This window comes from Serratia sp. TSA_198.1 (genome assembly GCF_052686505.1).
Genome location: NZ_JBQZFP010000001.1, coordinates 1154078 through 1177356, shown reverse-complemented (window position 1 = coordinate 1177356; position 23279 = coordinate 1154078). Strand labels below are relative to the sequence as shown.

23 protein-coding genes are annotated in these 23279 nt (G+C 57.4%); 7 read left to right on the top strand and 16 right to left on the bottom strand.

Translation table 11 applies throughout. The features are described 5' to 3' along the window. Positions 1-138: 138 nt before the first annotated feature. The 3 genes from ACUTSW_RS05535 to ACUTSW_RS05525 all read right to left on the bottom strand — a co-directional run bounded on the left by ACUTSW_RS05535 (position 139) and on the right by ACUTSW_RS05525 (position 2720). Positions 139-1449 (bottom strand): MFS transporter, encoded by a 1311-nt coding sequence (locus ACUTSW_RS05535; protein WP_445583888.1) that lies wholly within the window; start codon positions 1447-1449, stop codon positions 139-141. 100 nt (positions 1450-1549) lie between these two features. Next, positions 1550-1936, bottom strand: coding sequence for a GFA family protein (locus ACUTSW_RS05530; RefSeq protein WP_445583887.1), 387 nt, complete (start codon positions 1934-1936; stop codon positions 1550-1552). An 85-nt stretch (positions 1937-2021) separates the two neighbouring features. Then, complete coding sequence (locus ACUTSW_RS05525) at positions 2022-2720, bottom strand: DAPG hydrolase family protein (RefSeq protein ID WP_445583886.1); 699 nt, start codon at positions 2718-2720, stop codon at positions 2022-2024. Between the two features lie 93 nt (positions 2721-2813). Between ACUTSW_RS05525 and ACUTSW_RS05520 the strand changes: the two genes are divergently transcribed. Then, positions 2814-3476, top strand: a complete 663-nt coding sequence (locus ACUTSW_RS05520; RefSeq protein ID WP_062870600.1) for a TetR/AcrR family transcriptional regulator — start codon at positions 2814-2816, stop codon at positions 3474-3476. A gap of 296 nt (positions 3477-3772) precedes the next feature. On the opposite strand, the gene pckA is transcribed toward ACUTSW_RS05520, so the two are convergent. Continuing rightward, positions 3773-5392, bottom strand: a complete 1620-nt coding sequence (pckA, locus tag ACUTSW_RS05515) for a phosphoenolpyruvate carboxykinase (ATP) (RefSeq protein WP_062870601.1) — start codon at positions 5390-5392, stop codon at positions 3773-3775. 488 nt (positions 5393-5880) lie between these two features. Between pckA and ACUTSW_RS05510 the strand changes: the two genes are divergently transcribed. Beyond that, positions 5881-7224, top strand: coding sequence for a 2-hydroxycarboxylate transporter family protein (locus tag ACUTSW_RS05510; protein WP_445583885.1), 1344 nt, complete (start codon positions 5881-5883; stop codon positions 7222-7224). A 209-nt stretch (positions 7225-7433) separates the two neighbouring features. On the opposite strand, the gene ACUTSW_RS05505 is transcribed toward ACUTSW_RS05510, so the two are convergent. Further along, a complete protein-coding gene (locus ACUTSW_RS05505; protein ID WP_004943477.1) occupies positions 7434-7643 on the bottom strand; it encodes a hypothetical protein in 210 nt (69 codons plus the stop codon). A 168-nt stretch (positions 7644-7811) separates the two neighbouring features. Here ACUTSW_RS05505 and ACUTSW_RS05500 point away from each other — a divergent pair, with 168 nt between their 5' ends. Continuing rightward, the gene (locus ACUTSW_RS05500; RefSeq protein WP_004943479.1) at positions 7812-7976 is read left to right on the top strand and encodes a hypothetical protein; all 165 of its coding nucleotides are present in this window, start codon (positions 7812-7814) and stop codon (positions 7974-7976) included. Between the two features lie 25 nt (positions 7977-8001). Here ACUTSW_RS05500 and yniD read toward each other — a convergent pair whose 3' ends face one another. Further along, a complete protein-coding gene (yniD, locus tag ACUTSW_RS05495; RefSeq protein WP_020438901.1) occupies positions 8002-8109 on the bottom strand; it encodes a small membrane protein YniD in 108 nt (35 codons plus the stop codon). Positions 8110-8439: 330 nt separating this feature from the next. On the opposite strand from yniD, the gene ACUTSW_RS05490 reads away from it, so the two are divergent. Next, positions 8440-8832 (top strand): ASCH domain-containing protein, encoded by a 393-nt coding sequence (locus ACUTSW_RS05490; RefSeq protein WP_445583884.1) that lies wholly within the window; start codon positions 8440-8442, stop codon positions 8830-8832. A gap of 1 nt (position 8833) precedes the next feature. After that, positions 8834-9436 carry a C39 family peptidase gene (locus tag ACUTSW_RS05485; protein ID WP_445583883.1) on the top strand — a complete coding sequence of 201 codons (603 nt, stop codon included), beginning with the start codon at positions 8834-8836 and terminating at the stop codon, positions 9434-9436. Between the two features lie 53 nt (positions 9437-9489). Here ACUTSW_RS05485 and ACUTSW_RS05480 read toward each other — a convergent pair whose 3' ends face one another. The 10 genes from ACUTSW_RS05480 to yebS form a co-directional block, all read right to left on the bottom strand. After that, a complete protein-coding gene (locus ACUTSW_RS05480) occupies positions 9490-9729 on the bottom strand; it encodes a DUF1480 family protein (RefSeq protein WP_445583882.1) in 240 nt (79 codons plus the stop codon). A gap of 137 nt (positions 9730-9866) precedes the next feature. Next, the gene (locus ACUTSW_RS05475; RefSeq protein ID WP_445583881.1) at positions 9867-10799 is read right to left on the bottom strand and encodes a Csu type fimbrial protein; all 933 of its coding nucleotides are present in this window, start codon (positions 10797-10799) and stop codon (positions 9867-9869) included. An 18-nt stretch (positions 10800-10817) separates the two neighbouring features. After that, entirely contained in the window at positions 10818-13307 is a 2490-nt protein-coding gene (locus ACUTSW_RS05470) for a fimbria/pilus outer membrane usher protein (RefSeq protein WP_445583880.1), read from the bottom strand. 7 nt (positions 13308-13314) lie between these two features. Continuing rightward, positions 13315-14079: a fimbrial biogenesis chaperone gene (locus tag ACUTSW_RS05465; protein ID WP_445583879.1), complete on the bottom strand. Its 765-nt coding sequence runs from the start codon at positions 14077-14079 to the stop codon at positions 13315-13317. A 23-nt stretch (positions 14080-14102) separates the two neighbouring features. Next, positions 14103-14651: a Csu type fimbrial protein gene (locus ACUTSW_RS05460; protein WP_062870607.1), complete on the bottom strand. Its 549-nt coding sequence runs from the start codon at positions 14649-14651 to the stop codon at positions 14103-14105. Between the two features lie 5 nt (positions 14652-14656). Continuing rightward, complete coding sequence (locus ACUTSW_RS05455) at positions 14657-15160, bottom strand: Csu type fimbrial protein (protein WP_445583878.1); 504 nt, start codon at positions 15158-15160, stop codon at positions 14657-14659. Between the two features lie 2 nt (positions 15161-15162). Then, complete coding sequence (locus ACUTSW_RS05450; protein WP_004943503.1) at positions 15163-15702, bottom strand: Csu type fimbrial protein; 540 nt, start codon at positions 15700-15702, stop codon at positions 15163-15165. A gap of 271 nt (positions 15703-15973) precedes the next feature. Further along, positions 15974-17410 (bottom strand): 16S rRNA (cytosine(1407)-C(5))-methyltransferase RsmF, encoded by a 1437-nt coding sequence (gene rsmF, locus ACUTSW_RS05445; protein ID WP_445583877.1) that lies wholly within the window; start codon positions 17408-17410, stop codon positions 15974-15976. 100 nt (positions 17411-17510) lie between these two features. After that, a complete protein-coding gene (locus tag ACUTSW_RS05440; protein ID WP_197927398.1) occupies positions 17511-20141 on the bottom strand; it encodes a PqiB family protein in 2631 nt (876 codons plus the stop codon). Further along, the gene (gene yebS / locus ACUTSW_RS05435; RefSeq protein WP_445584448.1) at positions 20110-21357 is read right to left on the bottom strand and encodes a membrane integrity lipid transport subunit YebS; all 1248 of its coding nucleotides are present in this window, start codon (positions 21355-21357) and stop codon (positions 20110-20112) included. The genes ACUTSW_RS05440 and yebS overlap by 32 nt, the downstream gene beginning before the upstream one ends. Positions 21358-21961: 604 nt before the next feature. Between yebS and ACUTSW_RS05430 the strand changes: the two genes are divergently transcribed. Together ACUTSW_RS05430 and proQ are read left to right on the top strand one after the other, a co-directional pair. Beyond that, complete coding sequence (locus ACUTSW_RS05430; protein ID WP_004943516.1) at positions 21962-22459, top strand: GAF domain-containing protein; 498 nt, start codon at positions 21962-21964, stop codon at positions 22457-22459. 95 nt (positions 22460-22554) lie between these two features. Continuing rightward, a complete protein-coding gene (gene proQ, locus ACUTSW_RS05425; RefSeq protein ID WP_062870611.1) occupies positions 22555-23265 on the top strand; it encodes an RNA chaperone ProQ in 711 nt (236 codons plus the stop codon). The last annotated feature ends 14 nt before the right edge of the window (positions 23266-23279 follow it).

Here is a 23279-nt window from a genome sequence, read left to right as displayed (position 1 = left end):
ATTAATAACTATAAATAATCAGTCATTTTGCTGACGGGGCGAGAGGGGCGTTGAAACGGTGACTGGAGGGATGCACTAGAACGGCGCACAAAAATTGCGCAGCGGTTCGAACTTGGGGCGCTATGCGCCCCTTCAAGATTAACGCGCGTTCAGCGAGCGCAGATGATCGTCGCGTCGCAGGGTCATCAGAGCGAACAGGCTGACCACCGAGGTGGCGACCACGTAGTAAGCCGGGATATCGAGGTTGCCGGTCTGCTTGATCAAACCGGTGATGATTAACCCCGCTGAACCGGAAAATACCGCGTTGGACAGCGAGTAGGCCAGCCCCAGACCGGTGTAGCGCACTTTGGTCGGGAACATCTCTGCCAGCATCGCCGGGCCGGGGCCGGCTAGCATCCCGACCACCGCACCGGCGATCAATACTGCGATGCCTTTGGCCAGCAGCGAGCTTTGCGGGTCTTGCAGCAGGTGCAGCAGCGGGAAAGTAAACAGGATCACCGCGATGACCGCCGCCAGCATCACCACTTTGCGCCCCAGCTTATCGCTGAGAATGCCGGCGGGCAGAATGGTCAGGGCGAAACCGACGTTGGCCAGCACCGTGGCCACCAGCGCCTGCTGGAAGGTGGCGTGCAGCGAGGTTTGCAGGTAGGACGGCATCACCACCAGGAAGGTGTAACCGGCGGCGGACCAGCCCATCATGCGGCCAATGCCGATCAGAATGGTTTTCAGCATGCCGCCCAGCTTCACTTCCGGCGCTTGCGCCGTTTCGCCGCCGCTTTGTTGCGCCTGTTTAAAGGTCGGCGTTTCCTGCAGTTTCAGCCGCAGCCACAACGCCACCGCGCCCATCGGCAACGCCAACAGGAAGGGAATGCGCCAACCCCAGTCATGTAACTGTTCCGGCGTCAATAGCGCGGCCAGCAGCGCCACCAGCCCGGCACCGGCCAACAGCCCGAACGCCACGGTCAGCGATTGCCAGGCGCCGTACAGCCCACGCTTGCCCTTGGGCGCGAACTCGGTCATCAGCGACACCGCACCGCCGAACTCGCCGCCGGCGAACAGCCCCTGAAACATGCGCAACAGGGTCAGCAGCAACGGGGCGGCGACGCCGATAGAGGCATAGGTCGGCATCACGCCGATCAGGGCGGTTGCCAGGGTCATCAGCAGCAATACCGCAATCAGCGTCGGTCGGCGCCCGATCCTGTCGCCGATGCGGCCGAAAATCACCGCGCCGATCGGACGGCAGAAAAAGGCCAGCGCGAAGGCGGCGTAGGTGAGGATCAGACTGGTGATTTCACTTTCACCCTGCAGAGTGAAAAAATTGGCGGCGATGACGGTGGCGAGAAAACCGTAAACGCCAAATTCATACCATTCGATAAAGTTGCCGACCGATCCGGCCAGTAATGCCTGGCGCGACTGGCGTGCGTCGATAACCGTCGTTTGTGCGTCCATTCCCGTTCCCGTGTGTTTGAATTGTTGTCATCCACTTCTAAATTCATATGACAAAACAATCAATTATTTTCAACGGGAAGTGTGAAGGGCGATAGCGGCATCAGACAATGCCGTCGATTTTCCACCAATGGGGACAACCGTCGGCGAAGGCGTGGGCGGTGGGGCGCAGCACCGGTAGGCCGCTTTGATCGAAACTGCCGGTGACCAGCGCGATGGTCGGCTCATCATCCATCGCTCCCAGGGTGCTGCCGCAGCGTGGGCAAAATGCGCGGCTGGAATAGTCGGAAGAACGGTACAGTGTGGGCATGCCGCCTGCGCCGACCCAACTGATGGCCTGGCGGGGAAACTCCACCCAGCACAGCGTCGGTGCGCCGGAGTGCCGCTGGCAGTACTCGCAAGAACAACTGTGCGGATTGCCCGGATACCCGCTGGCCTGAAAGCGAATATGGCCACAGAGGCAGCCGCCTGAATACTGTTGTTCTGCCATAGGTTCTCCGGTTGCTTACCGTTGTGGATTGAGCGTCCCCAACTATAGAGATTCCACCTGAAAATAAAACGCTTACGCCTAATCATTACCAGGGTAACGGTGCCGCCTCACGACCATTTTCGGCGTAGTACAACGACGGCAGGAACTGCGCCAGATAGCTGAATTCGTTATAGCAGTGGCGCATCAGATTAAAGCCAATCTCGTCCGGCAGCTCGTCATGCGCGTTCGCACAGGATTTACCCAGCAGGAAGCGGCTGCGCAGCACACAGCCGTAGGGCGTGTCACGCGCCAAATGCAGCATTTCACCGTCGCGGGGATCACCGTTGTCATCCAGCGCTACCTGCTCGCCGAAGCCGATGCGGGCGCAAATGGCGGCAGATAGCGCCTGGGTGTCGCGCGCCTGTTGCAGCGGTTGCGCGGCAAAAAAATCTTCGGCGGCGTGAAACTTGAGGCGAGCCGGCACCGGCGGCAACTCCGCCAGCCATTCAACCGCGTTGATGCTGGCGCCAATGTAACTTTCGCCTTTTTTCCAGTGCCTGTCCCAGCCGCGGTGCTCAACGTGATCGTGCGGATGCCACCAGCGAATGTGCTGGGTGGTCTCAAAAAAGGTAAACCACCAGTCCAGCATGCGGCCCTTGCAGCCGGGCAGATCGGCGCGGATCGCCACGGTCAGTAAACCGTCGGTGCTGCGCGTCAGCCCCATCTCCAGCAGCAGCGGTTCCGGTTTAAGCAACGCGTTGATATCATTAACGCCCCAAGGGAGCATCAGCGATTGATGTGTCATAACGGTCATCCTTATAAATTAGGAAACGATATTTGTTTCTTAATTAAGGCTATGCCGGTATGCTGTCTCTGTCAACGATTTCGAGGAACTATCATGGCAAATGAAAAGGATGCCGCACCGCGCTCGCGTGGAAGGCCTTCGGCCCCGGAGGCGGAGCTGCGCGCGGCGGCGGTTGAGGCCACTTTGGCGCTGTTGCTGACGCAGGGGTATGCCGCCACTACCGTGGACGCGGTGGCGAAACGGGCCGGTATGGCCAAGAAAACCCTGTACCGTTTTGCCGAGAACCGCGATGCGCTGGTGATGCAGGCGATAGCCAGCTGGACCGACGCTTTTCGGCCGGCGTTTGAACAGGATGCGCAGCGGGCGGCAGAGGTGCAGCCGCTGCTTGAGCAGGGTTTGCGCGCCATTGCGCATCACGTGCTGAGCGTGCAGGCGGTGGGGGTCTTTCGCCTGTTGCAGAGCGAGTTTCCTGGGCGGGAAGCCCTGTTGGCGGCCTATCAGCGTAACGGCATTGAACGCGGTCGGGCCATTGTGGCGGACTGGCTGCAGCGCCAACAACGGCACGGCTGGTTACGTGAGTTGGACTGTGCGCAGACCAGCGATCTGCTGCTGGCGATGGTGATGGCCGAACCCTTGCGCCAGATGGCGCTTGGACTGTTGCCGCCGGGCAGCGACATCGACACTCGCATTACGGCGGCGTTGACGCTGGTGCTGCCGGGGTTAGTACGGGATGCCATGGCTGCGCGGAATCGATAAATGTCACCGGTCCACTCACGTTGACCGATCCCCCCTTTTTACTGAGACGTTTCTGCCGCTTGAGTCGGCCCGGTAAGGAGGAGACAGATGAGCGCAGTCTGTTATCTGCTGGCCATCGCCCTGTTGGGTGACGGAGGGGCTGCGTTTTTTTCCGGCTGACTGCAAAGAGGTGTTGCTGATGGGACTGGCATCCTGCCTGTGATACTACAGCCTGACTACCGGTCGTTTCACCCATTCAGGACGGGTCATGGAAATAAAAAGGGCGCCTTCAGGCGCCCGGATAAAACAGGGAGTGTTTACAGTTTCGGCCCAGCGTTCACCAACTTTTCGCCTGCCGGAGTCACAGTGTATTTAGCGAAGTTATCGATAAAGCGCTGTGCCAAATCCTGCGCTTTTTCCTGCCACAGCGATTCGTCGGCGTAGGTTTTGCGCGGATCGAGGATCGAAGGGTCAACGCCCGGCAGCGCCGTTGGGACCGCCAGGCCGAAGATCGGTAGGGTGAAGGTCTCGGCGTGCTCAATCTCGCCGTTCAAAATCGAATCGATAATGCCGCGGGTGTCCTTGATGGAGATACGCTTGCCGCTGCCGTTCCAGCCGGTATTCACCAGATAGGCCTGAGCACCGGCCGCTTCCATGCGTTTCACCAGCACTTCGGCGTACTGCGTCGGGTGCAGCGTCAGGAACGCAGCACCGAAACAGGCGGAGAAGGTGGGGGTTGGCGTGGTGATGCCGCGTTCGGTACCGGCCAGTTTGGCGGTAAAGCCGGACAGGAAGTGATATTGGGTTTGTTCCGGCGTCAGGCGAGAAACCGGTGGCAGAACCCCGAAAGCATCCGCCGTCAGGAAGATGATCTTCTTGGCGTGGCCAGCCTTGGACACTGGCTTGACGATGTTTTCGATGTGGTCGATCGGGTAGGAGACGCGGGTATTCTCGGTCTTGCCGGCGTCATCGAAATCAATGCTGCCGTCTGCCAGCACCTGCACGTTTTCCAGCAGCGCATCGCGACGAATTGCCTGATAAATTTCCGGCTCGGCCTGCTGCGAGAGCTTGATGGTCTTCGCATAACAGCCGCCTTCAAAGTTGAACACGCCGTCGTCATCCCAGCCGTGTTCGTCGTCACCGATCAACTGGCGCTTGGGATCGGTGGAGAGGGTGGTTTTGCCGGTGCCGGACAGGCCAAAGAATATCGCCACGTCACCCTGTTCGCCAACGTTGGCCGAGCAGTGCATGGAGGCAATGCCTTGCAACGGCAGCAGGTAGTTCATGATGGAGAACAGACCCTTTTTCATCTCGCCGCCGTACCAGGTGCCGCCGATCAACTGAATGCGTTCGGTCAGGTTGAAGGCGACGAAGTTCTCTGAATGCAGCCCCTGCTGTTGCCAGTCCGGGTTGGTGCATTTGGCGCCGTTCATCACCACGAAGTCCGGTTCGAAATCGACCAGTTCGGCTTCGCTCGGGCGGATAAACATGTTCTTGACGAAGTGCGCCTGCCAGGCCACTTCGGTAATGAAACGCACCTTCAGGCGGGTATCGGCATTGGCGCCGCAGAATGCATCCACCACGAACAGGCGTTTGCCGGAGAGCTGATTGCCCACCAGGGTTTTCAGGTGCTGCCAGACTTCCGGCGACAGCGGTTGGTTGTCGTTTTTGCCGGTGCCGTTATCGGACCACCAGACGGTATCGCGCGTGGTGTCGTCACGGACGATGTATTTGTCTTTCGGCGAGCGGCCGGTGAATTCGCCGGTATCGACGTTAACTGCGCCAAGCCGGGTCAGCGTACCGCGTTCCAGTGCCGGCAGGTCGGCGCGGGTTTCCTCGATAAACAGTTGTTCGTAACTTGGGTTATAAACGATCTCGGTAGCCTGATGGATACCGTAGCGGGCCAGCGTTTGTGGGGTAACAGCGGTTGAAGACATATCTACTTCCTTATCGGTTCTATGTCCGTAGCCTTTCAAGCCGGGGCATTGGCAAAGATGAAAGCCATACGGCATATATTATGTGCCTCACTCCCGCACGGTGCCGCGTGCAGAGAAGAAGCTCGGGTACAGCTGACCGGATTCAGCTAATTACTGCTCCGGTTCTCATTAATAAACGCACGGATTTTTACTTCCATCTATAGCATAGCAGCGAATTTTGACCTGATTAATTTAATTACAAAACGCTGACGATAATTAATTAAAACCAACATTGGTTGGGGCTCACAATATTGAATTAACGCGACGCAATTTAGTTTTGTATTTTTATTTTTTATCATATTGTCTGAGCTGTCCACTGTTTTTTCCATTATTAAAAAACGAAAATACGCAATAAAATTTATGATAAACAGTTGTTTTTGTTTGATAACGTTCTTCGCTTGTGGTCAGGCGAACCGTTCCGCACCGAACACTTGTCAGCAGGGTGAATAATGAAACAGATAAATGCAGAAGTTGCCTGTGAAAAAAATACGCCACTCCCTGATTCATCAGGATTAATTAATCAAATTCGACAAATGGATATCGGCGCGGTTCCGGTCGCGTTGTTTATCACTATTTGCGCCATTGTTACCGTGTCGGCCTACGCCAACTTCTTGCCGAAAAATATGATCGGCGGCCTGGCGGTGATTATGACGCTGGGTTTTGCGCTGGCGCATTTAGGCAAAAGTATTCCCGTGTTGCGGGATATCGGCGGCCCGGCCATTTTATGCCTGATGGTGCCTTCGGTTCTGGTTTACTTTAACGTCTTCCAGCCTAACGTGATGGGCACTGTCCATCTGCTGATGAAAGAAGCCAACCTGCTGTACTTCGTTATCGCCAGTCTGGTGGTGGGCAGCATACTCGGCATGAACCGGGTGATCCTGATCCAGGGCATGATTCGCATGTTCGTACCTTTAGTGGTCGGCACGGTAACGGCGGTCGTCACCGGGTTGCTGGTGGGCAAGCTGTTTGGCTTTACCTTCTACCACACCTTCTTCTTTATCATCGTGCCAATCATCGGTGGCGGCATAGGTGAAGGTATCTTGCCGCTGTCGCTGGCGTATTCCGCCATTTTGGGATCGACACCGGACGTTTACGTGGCGCAACTGGCACCGGCGGCGGTGTTGGGCAATATCTTCGCTATCGTCGCGGCTGGGGTACTGGCGCGTATCGGCCTGCAGCGCAAAGCGCTGAGCGGGGAAGGCATGCTGATCCGCTCGACGCAGGAAAATGCGGTGTTCGCCATCAAGGAAACCAACGGCACTGTCGATTTCCAACTGATGGGCGGCGGGCTGCTGGTGATCTGCGCCTTCTTTATCGTTGGCGGCCTGTTTGAACACATTGTGCATATTCCCGGCCCGGTGCTGATGATTCTGTTTGCCGTCCTGTGCAAATATTGCCGGGTGATCCCGGTCTCAATGGAAACTGGCGCGCACAGTTTTTACAAGTTCGTTTCCACCGCGCTGGTGTGGCCGCTGATGATTGGCCTGGGCATGCTGTATGTCCCCTTGGAAAGTGTGGTGGCGGTGTTTTCGGTGGGCTATGTGGTGGTCTGCGGTTCGGTGGTGTTGTCGATGGGCGTGGTGAGCTTCCTGATTGCGCCTTACCTGAAAATGTACCCGATTGAAGCGGCGATCGTCACCTGCTGCCACAGCGGGCTGGGCGGTACCGGCGACGTGGCGATCCTCTCCGCGTCCAACCGCATGGGGCTGATGCCGTTCGCGCAAATTGCCACGCGCATTGGCGGTGCTTCGACGGTGATTGGCGCGACCTTATTGCTGGGTTGGTTAATCTGAGCCCAACATTCATGATGGATAGCCGGGGGTGATTCCTCCGGTTTTTTATTTTGCTGTTGATAGGCCAAGGCAACAAAAAGAGTAATTTTTGGCAAAAACGCGATAATTCCTATTAATTTCATCGGGTCAGCCTGACATAGTAGCGCTCAGAAGGCCGGGCTTGCATACCTCGGGCTTCTGCCGAATCGCCAACCATTCCGGTTGGCGATTCACTTTCCATCTTTCAGCATGTTGATCGCCGCACCGATCAGGATCCGGCGTTCGATATCGTTGCTTTCAGCCAACTGCCGCGCCAGGTGCTTCGCCAGCGTTTCTACCGATAACACCTCGCCGCGATGGCGCAGTTGCATCACGCTGTCACCGATCAAACGGGCGACCTCATCCCACACGGGTTTTATCTCCTGCTCCGAGAACATCATCGTTTACCTCGGCTGGGTGATTTTTGGTCAATGTAGCAGTTGGGCCTGGGGTTCGCCACTGCACCGGTCGCACAACGCTAAAACCGGAAGCATAAAAAATAAGGCATCAGTGTTTCTTCTGGTTTTTTCGCCCAATACTTAGCTTGTCGAATATCTGGAGGGTGCGTGATGAAACTGGTCGATCAACTGGCGGAATACTATCGCCTGAGCCGGCGGGCAGAAGTGCAAAATCGGTTGTGCCGTCTGTGGTTGCCGCAGGGGGAGGCGCGAATAGCCTATCTGCGAGAGCTGCTGGAGCCGGTGGCTAAAACGCCGGGCGAACGGCGTAACTGAAAATAGCGCCGGCGTCCGGTTGGCGTTAACCGAAGACCATTGCCGCCCAGCGCAATAACAATAGGGCGACGCAGATTAACAACAAAATCAAAAACATCTTCCAGTGCTTGGTGCGCATGCGTTTGGTTGCCAAGGTGATCTCCTGTTCTATTGATCAGCTGAAATACCAGCCGCCGATAACAAAGAGAGCAATCACGACCAGCGCAATGACTTTTAATAAGTCACTGAAGGTGTCATCGGGGTCTTTGTCGTCATTTTTCATGTTACCGCCTGGCCGTAAGCCATGGTGTGGATGTCGTCCACAGTATGCCTGTTGTCCCGGCTCAGGCACAGAGATTTACCGTAAAAAGCCTGTAAATGGTATGGGTTTGCGTCGCCGTGCGGTGAATTCGGCAGGTGCAGGCGGCGGGGAATACGTTGTACTATTCTCTCTGCACAATGATTCATTTAATAAGGTAAGGCAATGGCAGACGCAATTCCAAAGAAATATGAGAACACCGAGCGTTGGGCGTTCGGCAACACCGAGCAGCAGGCTGATGATGTGGTCAAGCTGATCCTCAATGGTACCAAGACCGCCACCTGTTCCAATCTTGACGGGGAAGGTATCCCGCTGGCCGGCGACGTGTTTGTGGTCGTTGACGGTAAAAATGTTCCGATCTGTGCGGTAGAACTGACCACCGTGGAGATGAAAACCTACGATCAGGTTGATGAAGCGCATGCCTATGCCGAAGGGGAAGGCGATCGTTCATTGGCTTACTGGCGTAAAGAGCTGCAGAGTTTCTTTGAAGAGTACGACCTGTTTTCGCCGGATATGACGCTGGTGCTGATGAATTTCAAAGTGATAGAGATTTTCTGATTTGACGAGCGCGGTCCCCTACGTTTGCCAATGGGCGACGCCTGAACTGGCGGCCGATCTGATTGCCGGGCGTGCGACATTGGCGCAAGACGTCAACTGGGCGCGCAGCGGGGCGCGCGATCGGGCGGAATATATCGAATGGGCCAATCACGTTTGCGGCATGGCCTGCCTGAAAATGGTCCTGAGCCACCGTGACGGCGATGCGCCGCCGGTGTTGGAGCTGGCGCGCCGCAGCCTGCCGTACGGTGCCTATGTGCGTGAAGGCGAACGCATCAAAGGGCTGATCTACGCACCCTTCGTCGACTATGTGCGTGAGCAGTTTGCGTTGGACGCCGAGGTGCGGGTCGGCCTCGACGTGGAGGCGTTGCCGCAATTGCTGGCGCAGCGACGCTATTTTATGGCTTCGGTGCACCCAGGCATTCGCCAGCCCGATCGGCACCCGCCGCAGCGGGGAGGCCATCTGGTGCTGGTCACCGCGGTTGAGGCCGAGAACGTGACCTTTCACAATCCTTCCGGTGACAGCCAAGCCACGCGCCAACAGGTAACGCTGCCGCTGAGCCGTTTTGGCCGTTTCTTCGCCGGTCGCGGTATCGCCATCACATAAAAAACGCGCCGTGTTCCTTGCGGTACACGGCGCGTTTTTCAGTTCATCGTTGTTCATGCCAGCCGCATCACCCAGGCATCGGATTGCCGATCGTAATGCTGCTTAAACAGCAGCGAATGCTTGCCATCCAGCGTCGCCGGAATGCTGGTCTGTTCATCCCAACCGTCTAATTGCATGCACAGGTCGGGATCCGACTTGCAGGGGATGGTCAGCGTGCCGGCCTGCTCGGACGAGGAGGACAAATGCGCATCATCAACCTCAAAACTGCCTATTTTTACCACGGTTTTGCCCATTGGAACTCCTTGCTCGATCTTCTGGTATGAGGTATGACCAGTTAGGGTCACCTCTATGAGCATAGCCAAATGAGCAAAAAATGCCACATAAAAAATACAAACTGGCAACAATAGCCGCAAGCGACTAGCGCATAAGGCTAATATTCCACGACAAAGCTGAGATTGTCCTGATAGGCGCCGACCGGCTTTTCGGTTTGCGCAGAGTTAATCACCGCCAGATAGGGAATGCTCTGCGCCAGACCGGTACCGGCACCGCTTTGTTTGTTGGTGCTGTCCCAGACGGTGGTGGTATTGGGCAGGTAAATTTGATACTGCATAAAATTGCTGGTGCCGTTTTTCATCTGCCGCCAGCCGGTGACCGGGTTATTGCCGTTGGTGAAATAGGTGTTGTAACCCTCGGTTTTGGTGCAGGTAAGGGTGATGCTCTGGTTCACCGGGTTAAACTGGCCCACCAGCGCCATACTGCCAAAATTGACGTTCTGCGCGGTGCCAATCAGGCAGTCTTTGGTGATCACGGCGGTAATGGTCACGGTACTGAGCTTGTTGACGCCGTCCCACCAGATACACAGACCGAGCACGCCCAGGCCGCAGATGTGGTAGTTCCAGGTCAGGTTGACGGTATCGGTATAGGTGCCTGAGCGCACGTTAGCCCCGGCGGTGGTCCTGACATACAGCGGGAAATTGACGTTGGAGGAGATGAGGATCAGCGACAGCAGGTTCAATGAGCTGTAATCGATGGTTTGCCCGACGCTATACGCGTATTGGTAATTCGAATCGGGGTAAATCAGGTACGGAATTTGATCGCCGGAGCCGTCGGCGTTGGCTATCGCCATATTGTGGGTGGTCGAGGTGATTTTCACCGTTACGGTGTTTTGCGACAGCAACGACAGGCCGAGGCCGGTGCAGTTCAACCCGGCGGTGCCCTGGGCGCTAGTCTGGCCGTTGTAGACGGTAAAAGAGCTGCCGCCAGGCAGCGTCACGCTGCCATTGGTGGTGGCGCAGTCAGCCAACGCCCGCTGGCTTGCCAGAAGCATCAGCGTCAGTAATATCGCTTTGAATCCCCGAATCATATCTTTCTCCATAATGGGTTACTGGCAAACGATCGGCCCGATGCTCTGGATGCCCTGCGTTTTTGTCAGGCTGAACTGCGCCTGACAAGGTGCGCCACCGTCTGCGGGGATAACGCTCAACCGGTTGTGCTGCTGCACCGGATCCAGATAGGCCATGCCGTCCCAACCGACATAGCTGCGTTGACTGCCGCCGATAACTGCAACCTCACTGCCGTTGGCCAGCGGTTTGCCTTGCGCATCGACCAGTTTGACGTCGGCGGCGGCGATCTGCTGGACCGGAAAATCGACCAGGAAACCGCTGTGATCGCGGATCGCCACAGTTTTCTCGACGGTAGGAATGGCAACGTCCGCAGGCAAATTGAGCGGGTCGATCTGGAATTTGGCGTGGTAATACGAGGTCACGGTCGGCACCAGCAGATAGCCTTTGGCGTTGGTCACGCCGATCAACTGATTTTCATAGCGCACCGGAATGTCCGGATAGCCCTGGGTTGAGACCAGCGCGAAGGCGTCGTTGATGGTGTTGGTGGCGTAGAGATCGCTTTTCATCATGACCAGCGAACCGCTCACTTCTCCCCAGCGGGTATAGTCATCGCTGTTGCCGTACATCCCGGCGCGGGCCTCGAGCAAGCGGGTGCGCCAGGTCATGTCGGCCTGACGGTAGCTGTTGCTGGCTTGTCCGTCCGCGTAGGCCAGGTTCCAGCCCAGGCCGCCGTCGGTCGGTGCGGCGCGGCTGTAGCTGACGCGTTCGCTCCACCGATTGTTGTTGTCGCGGGAAGCGCTGACGCTGGCGGTGCCCCAACTGTCGAAGGGAATGGAGAGCTGTAGCTGGGTGCTGTAACCGCTGCTGCCGATCTCCCGGTTGACCGAGGCATACAGGCTCATGTTACGCCATAACGACAGGCTGTAGGAGAAGTTGACCAGCCGGGTGCGCGTGCCGATAGCGTCACGCACGTCGAAATAGCCGGCGCCAATGCTGCCGGCGCGGCCAAGGCCGAGGCTGCCGGTGAGTTGATCGGTACGGCGGCTCAGGCGGTAGTCGCTTTTATACACCGAAATATCGCCAAAGCCCGCGCTACGCAGGACGCGCTGGGCATTGAGGCTGAAATACCGGTTGCTGTAGGTGTAGCCGATGCTGCTTTGATCGCCCCGGTTACGGGTATATTGGTAGACCGGCTGTTGATCGGGCTGCGGCAGCGATTTGCCGGTCAGCGGATCGTAATAGTTCATCTGCCGCGAAGGGTGATAATCGTTAAACGCGCTGTCGCCGGCTTGGCTGTAGCTGTACGACGCGTTGAGCACGCCCCACTGGCCGAGGCGGATATCGGCACCTGCACCGCCCACCGCCAGTTCCGCCGCCGCTTCGGCGCGGCCTTCCATCGTCAACCAATCCGTGACGCCGTAACGCCCGCTGCCGGTTGCAACCCACTGGCCGTAATCGGCTGAATTCAAACCATAATTGCGGCGCAGGGCACCGGTGGACAGGCTAAAGTCGCTCATGCCGGCCTGCAACAGGTTGCTGGCGACATAAAACGGCACCAGGGTGCTGACCTGGCGGCCAAGAGCGTCGGTGGTGACCACTCTGGCTTCGCCGGCGCCGTTGATGTACGGCACCGTATCCAGGGTGAAGGGGCCGGGATTGACGCTGGTGGTGCTGTTTTTATAGCTGTTGATATACAGATCGACGCTGCTGGGCACCGCCGCCTGGCCGGAAAACTGCGGCAGCGGATAGGTGATCAGGTCTGGGCGGGCGGTAAAATTACGCGCCAGTTGGATGCCGCCAATACGCACGGCGCTGCTCCAGGGCAGTGAACCGGTGGTGAGATCGCCGGCGGTATAGCTGAGCAGACGCTCATCATCCGTGTAACGCCACTGGCTGTCGTAGCGAATATAACGGCTCTCCTGGCTATCGCTGCTGGATCGGTTAAAGCTTCCACGGAAAATGCCGGTGTTCGCCACCACGCCAAAACCGTCAAACAGCCGCTGTTCGCTCCAGGCGGAAAGGTAGCCCGGCTGGCCGTTGACGTTGCTTTGGCTGGCGTAAACGTCGTAATTGAACAGCAGGCCGAGGCTGCTTTGCGCCGGCAGGCGATCCAGCGGATTCTGCGCGTTGAATTTTTGTTTGGGCAGCCAGTCGTTGGGGATGTTGATCAGCAATTGCTGGGTTTCGCCGCTGTAAGTGACATCCACCTGCTTCAACAGATCGACCGCAATTTCTTTTGCCTGCTTGTCCGTCACCGGCAGACCGGCGTCGATCAATTGCTGCGGCGTGAGGTAATAGTGGCCGCCACGGTAGTTCACCGGCACCACTTTGCCGGTCTGGCGGCCATTGACCACCGGCTCCAGATACAGGGTGGTATCCGGCATGCTGATGGCGCTGGGCGGCGGCGGCAAATCATCGGCGTGCGCCAGCGGCGCCCACGGCGTGGCCACCGCGCAGAGTATGGCGAATGCCAACGGCTTCAGCCCGAATCCGTTGCTCCTGAGTGACGGCGTCCCTGTTAACCGCATGTGAAACTCAGTAAGACGAGAAGGTTATCGGTTGTTTATTGTCATTGACCGTGGCCTGCAGTTTACCGCTGCTGAAACTGCCTGAAGGCGGCACGGCAAAGCGCATTTGCGAACCGGGCAACACGTAACCCATCAACCCGGCATTGAGCGTTTTTCCCTGTATCGTCACTTTGGAGATGCGTGCGTGCACGATGCCCTGATTACGCACCTCCAGCCAACGTTGGCTGCTTTGCTGCAATAGCCGGTAGCTGAGTTGCGGTTGGTTGGCGGTGGCGTAGTCGCGCGGTTTTTCAGAGTCCGGCTTGGTCCAGACGCCCTGGCCGCTGACAAACAGCGGCACGGAATAACGCATCTGGAATTTCAACCCCATCTGGGCGCCGGCGGGCGTGGATGAACTGTCGTTTTCTTTTACCGGCACTTCATCAATCAGAATGCGGTAGGCGCGTTCCTGGCCGGCGGGCGGCGGGGTCTGCTTAATCAGCCGGATCAGTTGGCGCTTGCCCGGCGCTATCGAAGCGACCGGCGGGCTGGCGATCACCTCGCTTTGGTTACTGTAATCGTCTTTGCCGTCGATTTGCCTCCAGCCAAGCACCCGTACCTGCATATAGACCGGTTTAGTGTCGCGGTTTTCCAACCACAGCGCCGTGGCGGGTTGTTGATCTTCAATCACCGGATCGATGGGCCAAATCAGAATCGACGCTGCGGCCAGTGCCTGTTGCTGGCCGACAAACAGCAACGCTGCCGTCAACGGCAGACGGAAGGGGATACGCATAGCTAAATCCTTATTCAAAATACTTAATAAGTTACCGTCAGTAAGACCGTATCGTTGTAAGTGCCACTGGTGGGCAAGGTACTGGCCGAAAACAAACGGGCATAAACTTTTATTTCCTGAGTGCTGCCGGTGGCGGCGATCACTTGCGCAGTGCCGCCGTTGCCGCCATCGCCCCACGGCGTGGAGTAGTTGTTGTCCTGGTAGAGTTGATAAAGCAGCGTCTCCGTGGTCAGGGTATTTTTTAGTTTGCGCCCTGCGGAGATGGAACCGGTGATGTTGTTGCCGATGCCAAGCGCCAGCGTGACGCTCAGGCCCGGGTTGCAACGTAGCAGCACTGAACCGGCCCCGGCGCTGGAAACGATGCTGACATTGCTGGCCAACGAAGAGATCTGACCAAAGCTGAGGGTGCCGAAGGTGGTGACATCGCTGTTGCCGCTGCCCAAGACGCAACCTTTCACTACCGTCGCATTGACGGTAAACGGCGTGCTCTTTTGCAAGTCGTTGACGCCGGTGTCACCGATTACCGGGGCCGCCGTCATCCCGAGCAGCAGCCCGCAGGCTGAAATGCGCATTGCCTTTACCAATTGATGGTCACCTGTACGGTATCGGTGTAGCTGCCGACCGGCGGGGTGGATTGCACCGGGATCATGCCATACACCGGCAACCAGTTATCCTGGCCGTTAGCGGTTTGCGACACCCCGTTCAGGTTATCCCAAATGACGCTATGGGCGCTGTTGGTATACAGGTTGTAGTTTACCCGCTGACTGGCGGCGCTTTGCATGTAACGGGCTGCGGTGTTGCCGCTTTGCCCACCGCTGAGCAGCACGTTGTAGCTGGTACCGTTGTTGCATTTTACGCGGATGGCGCCGGCATTTTGTTGCCCGGCTACGCTGACGGCGGTAGTGAGAAAATACACCGTGCCAAAGTTCAGCGAGCCGAAGCTGACGTTGCCCCCCGAGCTGCTGCCGGCTTCGCACGCATTCAGCAGAGTGGCGCTGACGCCAATATTGGCGGTTTTGCTATCGGCATAAACCGCCAGACTTAACGTCAGTAATCCGCAACCGAAAACCGCCTGCCGCACCCTTACCAGGTTACCGTCATCGTCACGGTATCGTTATAGGTATCGGCCGCCGGAGTGCTGCCCGCAGCCGGGACACGGCCATAGACAATCAGAGGAACTGCCGCGCCGGTGCCGGTGCCGGTTCGGGCGTTGGCGCCGCTGCCCCAGGCGGTAGCGCGGGCTTGATCCTGGTAGAGGTTGTAATTGATAAAGGCGCCGGCGGCGCTGGCCATGCGGCGCTGAGTGCCGGAGGTCACGTGCAGTCCGTTGTCCAGCGCTACGGTATAGTCGGTCCCGCTGGTACAGGTCAGCGACAGCGTGCCTGCGCCGCCGGAACCGGTTGCGCTGGCGTCGATAATATTTGCAAGCGAGGAGTAGGTGCCGAAGCTGATGGAGCCAAAATCATTGACTGAGCCGCTGCTGTTTCCGCCACCCACTACGCAACCTGCGCCGATGGTTAACGTCACCCCCAGGTTGCCCTGAATGGTGCCTGCTGCATGGGCTGCGCCGTTTGCGCACAGCAGGGTTGCTACCGAGGCCAATGCCACCAGAGTTTTTTTCATTTTTTGTTCCTTGCTGTGCCAGAGAGATCCGCAAAGCGCCATCCGGAAAGGCTGAACGCATTAATTTCTTTATAGGTTAATTAATAGGATAAGAATTCAGAATTGTCTTGGTGGGGGGGGCTAAAAATTTTCTTTATTTTGAAAGGTATCAATATTGCGCAGTCTGGGAAGCGCAATGTCGTAAACGTAGAATCATTAGAAGGGTAATACTTACCGTTAGGAATATTATTAACGGTATTAATTGGCCGGGATTTCCCGGCCAACTTATACATTATTGATGGAAATCCAAAGCGCCGTCGCGGACCAGTTCGCGCGGCAGATTGTTTTTAATCCGGCTGCCGATGCGTTTGGCGATACCCAGCGGCTGCTGTTGGTAGGTCACTATGCATTCATCGCTCTGCGGCGGTGTTTCCGGATACAGATCGCGACCGTGATACCACTCTTGCGCCAGCGCGGCGTCCAGCTCGAAACGCTGTTTGCCGTCGGCGGTGGCCAGCGCGATGACGGCTTCATGCTGCCAGCGATACCCTTTAGGGAAAGACTCTGCCAGCTTCACCCCAATACGCGAGAAGCGCACTTTGCTGATCAGCGCCTCCAGTTCGGCAGGGAACAGCCAGATCTCTTTATCGCGCGCCCACAATCGGCTGGTTTCATCCCAGGTGAGGCCGGAGGCCGCAGCGGCCTGGCTAACCACGGCCGAATCCTTGCCGGAAAGCGGGGTGAACGGGAATTTGCCCAGCTTGTAACTCGGTTTCGGCAACGGGGTAACAGAGTGGTTCTTGCGCAGGCGTGCCACGAAGAACCCCTCGCTGTCGTAGATCTGCGGGAAAACATGCAGGAAACCTTCGGCGGTTAGCGCCTTTTCCGCACCGGGGAACAGCTCGCCCAGCGGTTCAATGCTCACCGCATCGCCATACGCCGCCAGCAGGCCGTTGACGATTTGTTGATTTTCCTGTGCGTTGAGCGTGCAGGTGGAGTAGACCATGACGCCGCCTGGGGCCAGTGCATGGAAAGCGCTGTCGATCAGTTCGCGTTGGGTTGCCGCAATAGCGGTAACGCTTTCCGGCGACCAGTTGCTCATGGCGTCCGGATCTTTGCGCACCACGCCTTCGCCGGAGCAGGGGGCGTCCAGCAAAATGGCATCAAAGCTTTCCGGCAGCGCCGCGCCGAACACCCGGCCGTCAAAGTGGGTCAGCGCGACGTTTTTTACGCCACAGCGGCTGATGTTGGCGTGAAGGACTTTAACCCGGCTGGCTGAGTATTCGTTGGCCACGATACCGCCCTGATTGTTCATCAGCGCGGCAATCTGGGTGGTTTTGGAGCCCGGGGCGGCGGCGACGTCCAGCACCCGACGCGGTTTTTCCCGATCGGCGAACAGGGCGCTGACGGGCAGCATTGAACTGGCTTCCTGAATGTAAAACAGGCCGCTCAGGTGCTCCGCCGCGCTGCCAAGCCGCAACTCTTCATCCTCACGCTCGATCCAAAAACCTTCCGCACACCAGGGAATGGGCTCCAGCCGCCAGTCATAATCTTGTACCAACGCCTGAAAATCGGCGACGCTGATCTTCAACGTATTGACCCTCAGGCTGCGGCGCAGCGGGCGTTGGCAGGCGGCTATAAAATCGTCCATCGACAGTTCGGCGGGCATAATGGCGCGCGTCGCGTCGAGAAACGCGGGAGGCAAAAAAACGGAGGCAGGTTTGGCCACGGGGCGAGCTCTCTGGCAGCAATCGAAATAAGGGCGGGATTCTAGCATAAAACGGGCCGACAGGGGGAGTGGGGCCCCCTGCCGGCATTGGGTTACGCGCTTAATCCCTTGGGATTGCGGTACCCCATTCTTTCCAGTCTTTCGGCTCTTCCGCATTCAGCATGAAGTGCTTGTTCGGCGTCGATTTAGGCGCCAGCGGAATGGTTGGCGGGGTGGCGAAGGCAATGCCGCCGCGGATGAACTGCTGGAAGGTGCCGCTCTTGATCACGCCGCCGGTCAGGCCAAACTGCAAGTTGTAGCCGGAGGCCAGCCAGAACACGCTATTGTTGCGCACCAGGTGCTGATATTTCTTGCTGATGCGCAGCGCAACGTGAACGCGATCGGACATGGCGCCGAGATAGAAACCGGTGATGGTGCCTACTTCCATGCCACGGAACAGCACCGGCGTGCCGACTTGCAACGAGCCGGTTTCCGCTGCGTCGAGGATCACGCTCAGGCCGTCCAGATAGCGTGAGTCGGTGATGCTGGCTTCCTGCAGTTCGAAGCTGCGCAGTTCGCGGCCGCGGCCTGGTTCAACGTTGATATACGGCTGCAGCAGCGTATCGAGGTTGCTGACCCCCGCGGCGGAAATTTCCGGCGACACTACGGAGAAACGGCTGCCCAGACGCGCGAAGGTCTGTACGTATTCCGGATACAGCACCGCCTTGGCCAGCACTTCATTGCGCTCCGGCGCCAGTTTAAGCGAATCCACCTGGCCAATATCGATGCCGAGATAACGCAACGGCATGCCGGGCGACAGCTTGCTGGCATCGTAAGTTCTCAGGACAATCTGGCTGCCTACCGCGCGGGCGGCGGTTTCATTGGCATACAGTACGCGTTTGGCGCCTTTATCCAGCGTCACGCCCTGCAGATTGTCGAAGCTGATGGCGCCTTTCAACGCCCGGTTGAGCGGCGAAGCTTGTACCGTCAGGCCGCTGCCGTTCAGTTGCACCTTGGCGCCGCCTTCGGCCCAAAAGATGCTTTCGCTGGTCAGCAGTTTGCGGTATTCCGGGCTGATATAGACGTCCACCTCAAACTCGTTGGCTTTCGGGCGAACGTTAACAATCTCGCCCACCTGGAATTTGCGGTACAGCACCACCGAGCCGGTCTGCACGTCCGGCAGGCTGACGGCGTTCAGCGTAAGGGTTGGCGTTGGGCTGTTGCCGATAATGCCGGCTTCGGCCTTCTCGGCGTTGGCATACAGCGGATACTGGCCAACCGGCTCGCCCTTGCTGCCGGGGATGATGCGTACGCCACCGTCCAGCCACTCTTGCGCGCTGGCACCCAGCACTTCCATGCCGTCGATCCCCAGCTTGACGTCGACGCGGCTGTTGACCACGAATTTGCTGTCTTTATGCAGCAGACGGCGGTATTGGGCTTCGACGGCGGCGGTAAATACTACGCCGCTGTCGGTCAATGCGCGGCTCATCACCTGGCCGACTTTAACTCCATGCACAATCAGCGGCTGCCCTACGTCGATGCCGTAGCTTTGCGGGGCGTTGAGCGTTACGGTCAGCACACCCGGCTGTTGCAGCAGGGTTTCGCTGCTGTCGAGTACGTTGAAATGCTGCTGCGGTTCACCGTCGCCCGGCACCAGTTCCAGGGTATTGCCGGTCAGCAGTTGGCTGATTTTAGCGTCGTTAAGGCTGAGGCGCGGGCTGCGCATCACAATACGCGTTCCGCTGCGCATCAGATCCACCACCGAGGGATCGACAGTCAGTTCGCCGCTGACCTTACTGTCCTGCTGCAGCGTCAGCTTGGTCAGGGTGCCCACCTGCAGCCCCTGGTAAATCAGTGGGGTGCGGTTCTCGCTGAGGTTATTGCCGCTCGGCAGATCAAGCGTAATGTTCACGCCGCGTTGGCTGTGCGCCAGATCCGGGTACAGGTCATAGCTTTGGTCGGCCTTGGCTTGCTGGCCGTCCGGCGGCGAGTCAAAGGCGATTGCGCCGTTGACCAGCGCCGCCAGGCTCTCAACCTGCACCGAGGCGCCCGCCAGGCTGAAATCGCCCTTAAAGCCTGAAACATTCCAGAAGCGGCTGTTACCTTTCACCAGATTGGCGAAGCGGCGGTCGATCAGCACGTCGACAGTGACGCCCTTATTACCTTCGGCGATGGTGTAGTCGTAGACTTTGCCGACCGGAATTTTACGGTAATACACCAGCGAACCGGTATTGAGCGAACCGAGGTCGTCGGCATGCAGGTGAATCATCAGTTCACCGGTATTCAGACGGTATTTGGGCTGGGTATCGAGTGCGGTGAAATGGGTTTGCTCTTTGCCGCTGCCCGGCATCATACCGATGTAGTTACCGCCGACCAGCGCGTCCAGACCGGATATCCCGGCCAGTGAAGCCTTTGGCGTAACCAGCCAGAATTGGGTGCCTTCGCGCAGCGAGTCTTCCAGATCGCTCTTGATGCTGGCTTCAACCACAATGCTGCGCAGATCCTTGCTCAGGCTGATGGACTGCACTGTGCCGACTTCCACCCCCTGATAGCGCACAGGAGTACGGCCCGCGACGATGCCCGCCGCAGACTGGAAATCGATGGTGACCGTGCTGCCGCGTTCCTGAAAGTTGGTATAAACCAACCACCCCGCGATCAGCAGGGCGATAAACGGCAGTAACCAGAATGGCGAAATGCGGCGCTTGTTTTTGACCCGCGCTTCAGTCGGTGTATTCGGCGTTTCCTGTTGCATGTGCATCCCAAATCAATCGGCTATCCAGCCACTCTACGGCAAGAATAGTTAAAATGACCGCAGAACCAAAGTAAAAGGCTGCCGGCCCCATAGTAAAAGATAACAGTTGGTCGCGATTCACCAGCGACATCATTAAGGCAATAACGAACAGATCGAGCATGGACCAGCGACCGATCCAGGTGACCAGCCGCAGCAGACGAATGCGCGTCTTCAGGCTGTGCGAGGTCTTGAAGTGTATGCTGAACAGCAGGGTGATCAGCACTATGACTTTGGTGAAGGGGACCAGCACGCTGGCGATAAAAACGATAGCGGCGATCGGGGCGTTGCCGGAGGTCGCCAGCGACACTACCCCGGAGAAAATGGTGTCTTCCAATCGTGCGCCGTTGGCGTAGACGATTGAAATTGGCAGCAGGTTGGCCGGGATCAGCAAGATCATCGCCGCAATCAGCGCCGCCCAGGTTTTTTGCAGGCTATAGGGCTGGCGATGACACATGGGAATATGGCAGCGCGGGCAGCGTCCCCGCTCGTCCGGATAACCGGTGAAATGGCACGACAGGCACACATACAGCGCCGCCGGCGGGCCTTCCGGTTGTTCCTGCGGGTAATAACGTTCCCACAGCTGTTCCAGATTGACGTGGATCAGGGTCAGGATGCTGAGCAGAGTGAGCGACAGGTAGGCGATCAGCGCGCTGCCGGCCTGGATATCGGCATACTCTTTGACTTTGATCGCCGCCACCGCCATGCCGATCAGATAAATATCGAGCATCACCCATTCTTTCAACCGTTCCAGCATCAATAATACCGGACGCAAATTCATGCCGAACGCGTGCCCGAAACGCAGATAAAGCAGCGACAGCGCCAACGTCAGCGGGGCACCCAGGGTACAGAATGCGACCATGCTGGCGGTAAGGGGATCGCCCTGGCGACTCATCTGCCAGATGCCTTCCAGCAGGCTGGCGTCGATGCGGGTGCCTAACAGGCGGATGCTGATCAAGGGTTCGCTGAAGGCGAACGGCATCAGCAACAGCATGGCGACCGCCATGGCGGTCAGGCGGGTCATCGACCAGTCGCGGCCATGCACCACTTTAGCATTGCAGCGCGGGCAGTAAGCGGCTTGATTGCCGTTCAGCGGCGGCAACACGAACAGCAGGTCGCATTCGCAACAGCGCTGGTGGCGTGCTTTGGAAAGAGGGCCGGTGATCGCGTGTATTTTCATCATGACAAAGCTGCTCTAAAGCCCGCCGGAGGGGTAGCGTGGCTGAAAAATAAACCTGCTGTAACCCGCTTCGGGTAACGCGCGGCGCGGTAAACAGGGTTTCTGCGAGGCAAACATACCTTGCCCGGCAGGGGTTTGTGAAGCAACAGATGAATAACCCGATGGCTATACGCATTTTTTGTAGGAAGCACAATGCGGACCGGCGATCGTCACTGCGTTTTCTGGGGTGGCCTTTCTGGACATGGCTTCATTATAGCCACGGCGGCCATTTGCGGGCTGCCGGCAGGGCAATGAAGGGGTGACATTGAGCGTCGTTGAACGTCATAACTACCAATGCATTGATATTAAAAGAATAAAGTTCATGGCGGTTGACCCGTCGTTCCTTGCGCTAACTCCCTGTTTCAAAACGTCTCATGATTGCTTTGGACAACGCGACGCAATAGCAATTATGCTGGGGGCAAGCCGACAGGAAAATGGCAAGACAGCGAAACTACCTGCATGATATACAATAGAAAATCAAATCTATTGCCGCTTGCATACATTATGACTGGTTCCTGTGTTTCGCTCTCTATTCGGCACGGGAACAGATAACCATGGTTAACTAATGACAAAAGAAGAATTCTACGCGGAATTAAAACGCGATTTGAGTGCGCTGCTCGACGGGGAAACCAACTTCATTGCCGCACTGTCCAACGCCAGCGCGTTGATTAATGAGCGTCTCGACGACGTCAATTGGGCCGGCTTTTACCTGATGGACGGCAACCAACTGGTGCTCGGTCCGTTCCAGGGGAAAATCGCCTGCGTGCGCATTCCGGTGGGCAAGGGCGTATGTGGAACCGCAGTGGCGGAAAATCGCGTGCAGCGCGTTGGCGACGTCCACGCGTTCCCTGGCCACATCGCCTGCGACGCGGCCAGTAATGCGGAAATCGTACTGCCGCTGCGGGTTAGCGGTCAGATCATCGGCGTTCTTGATATCGACAGCACAGTTTATCAACGTTTCGACGAACAGGACCAACAGGGCCTGGAAGCAGTGGTGGCGGGGCTTTGCGTGCAACTGGAACACTGTGATAGTGCGAAATACATCACTGTGACGGCAAGTTGATCTACGGTTAACGTGGCATTTACCGATGACGTCATTATAATGACGCCTGTTCATGCCTGTGGCTTGTTGGCAACCCGTTGTAATCAGGAAATTTCATGGAAAATCAACCTAAGTTGAACTCTAGTAAAGAAGTCATTGCTTTTCTTGCCGAGCGTTTTCCGCTCTGCTTTAGCGCCGAGGGCGAAGCTCGCCCGTTGAAAATCGGTATTTTTCAAGATCTGGTAGAGCGTGTTCAGGGGGAAGAAAGCTTAAGCAAAACGCAATTACGTTCTGCACTGCGCCTGTACACCTCAAGCTGGCGTTATCTGTACGGTGTCAAAGTTGGCGCGCAGCGCGTCGATCTGGACGGTAATCCGTGCGGTGAGCTGGAACAGCAGCATGTCGATCATGCCCGCCAACAGCTTGAAGAAGCCAAAGCGCGCGTTCAGGCACAGCGTGCCGAACAAAATGCCAAAAAACGTGAAGCTGCCGGTGAATCAGCCGATGCCGAGCCACGCCGTCCACGTCCAGCCGGTAAAAAACCTGCTGCGCGTCGCGAAGGCGGAGCTACACCGGAGAACCGCAAGCCGCGCCCACAAACTCGCCCACAGCAAGCTCGTCAACCTCGTGCAGCAAAAGAGGAAAGCCAGCAGCGTCATGTGCCAGTCACGGATATCTCTAAACTGCAAATTGGCCAAGAAATCAAAGTCAGAGCAGGCCAGAGCGCGATGGATGCAACCGTACTTGAAATCGCTAAAGATGGCGTACGTGTGCAGCTCTCTTCCGGTCTGGCGATGATTGTGCGCGCAGAACACTTGCAGTTCTGATACGGAGGCCAACC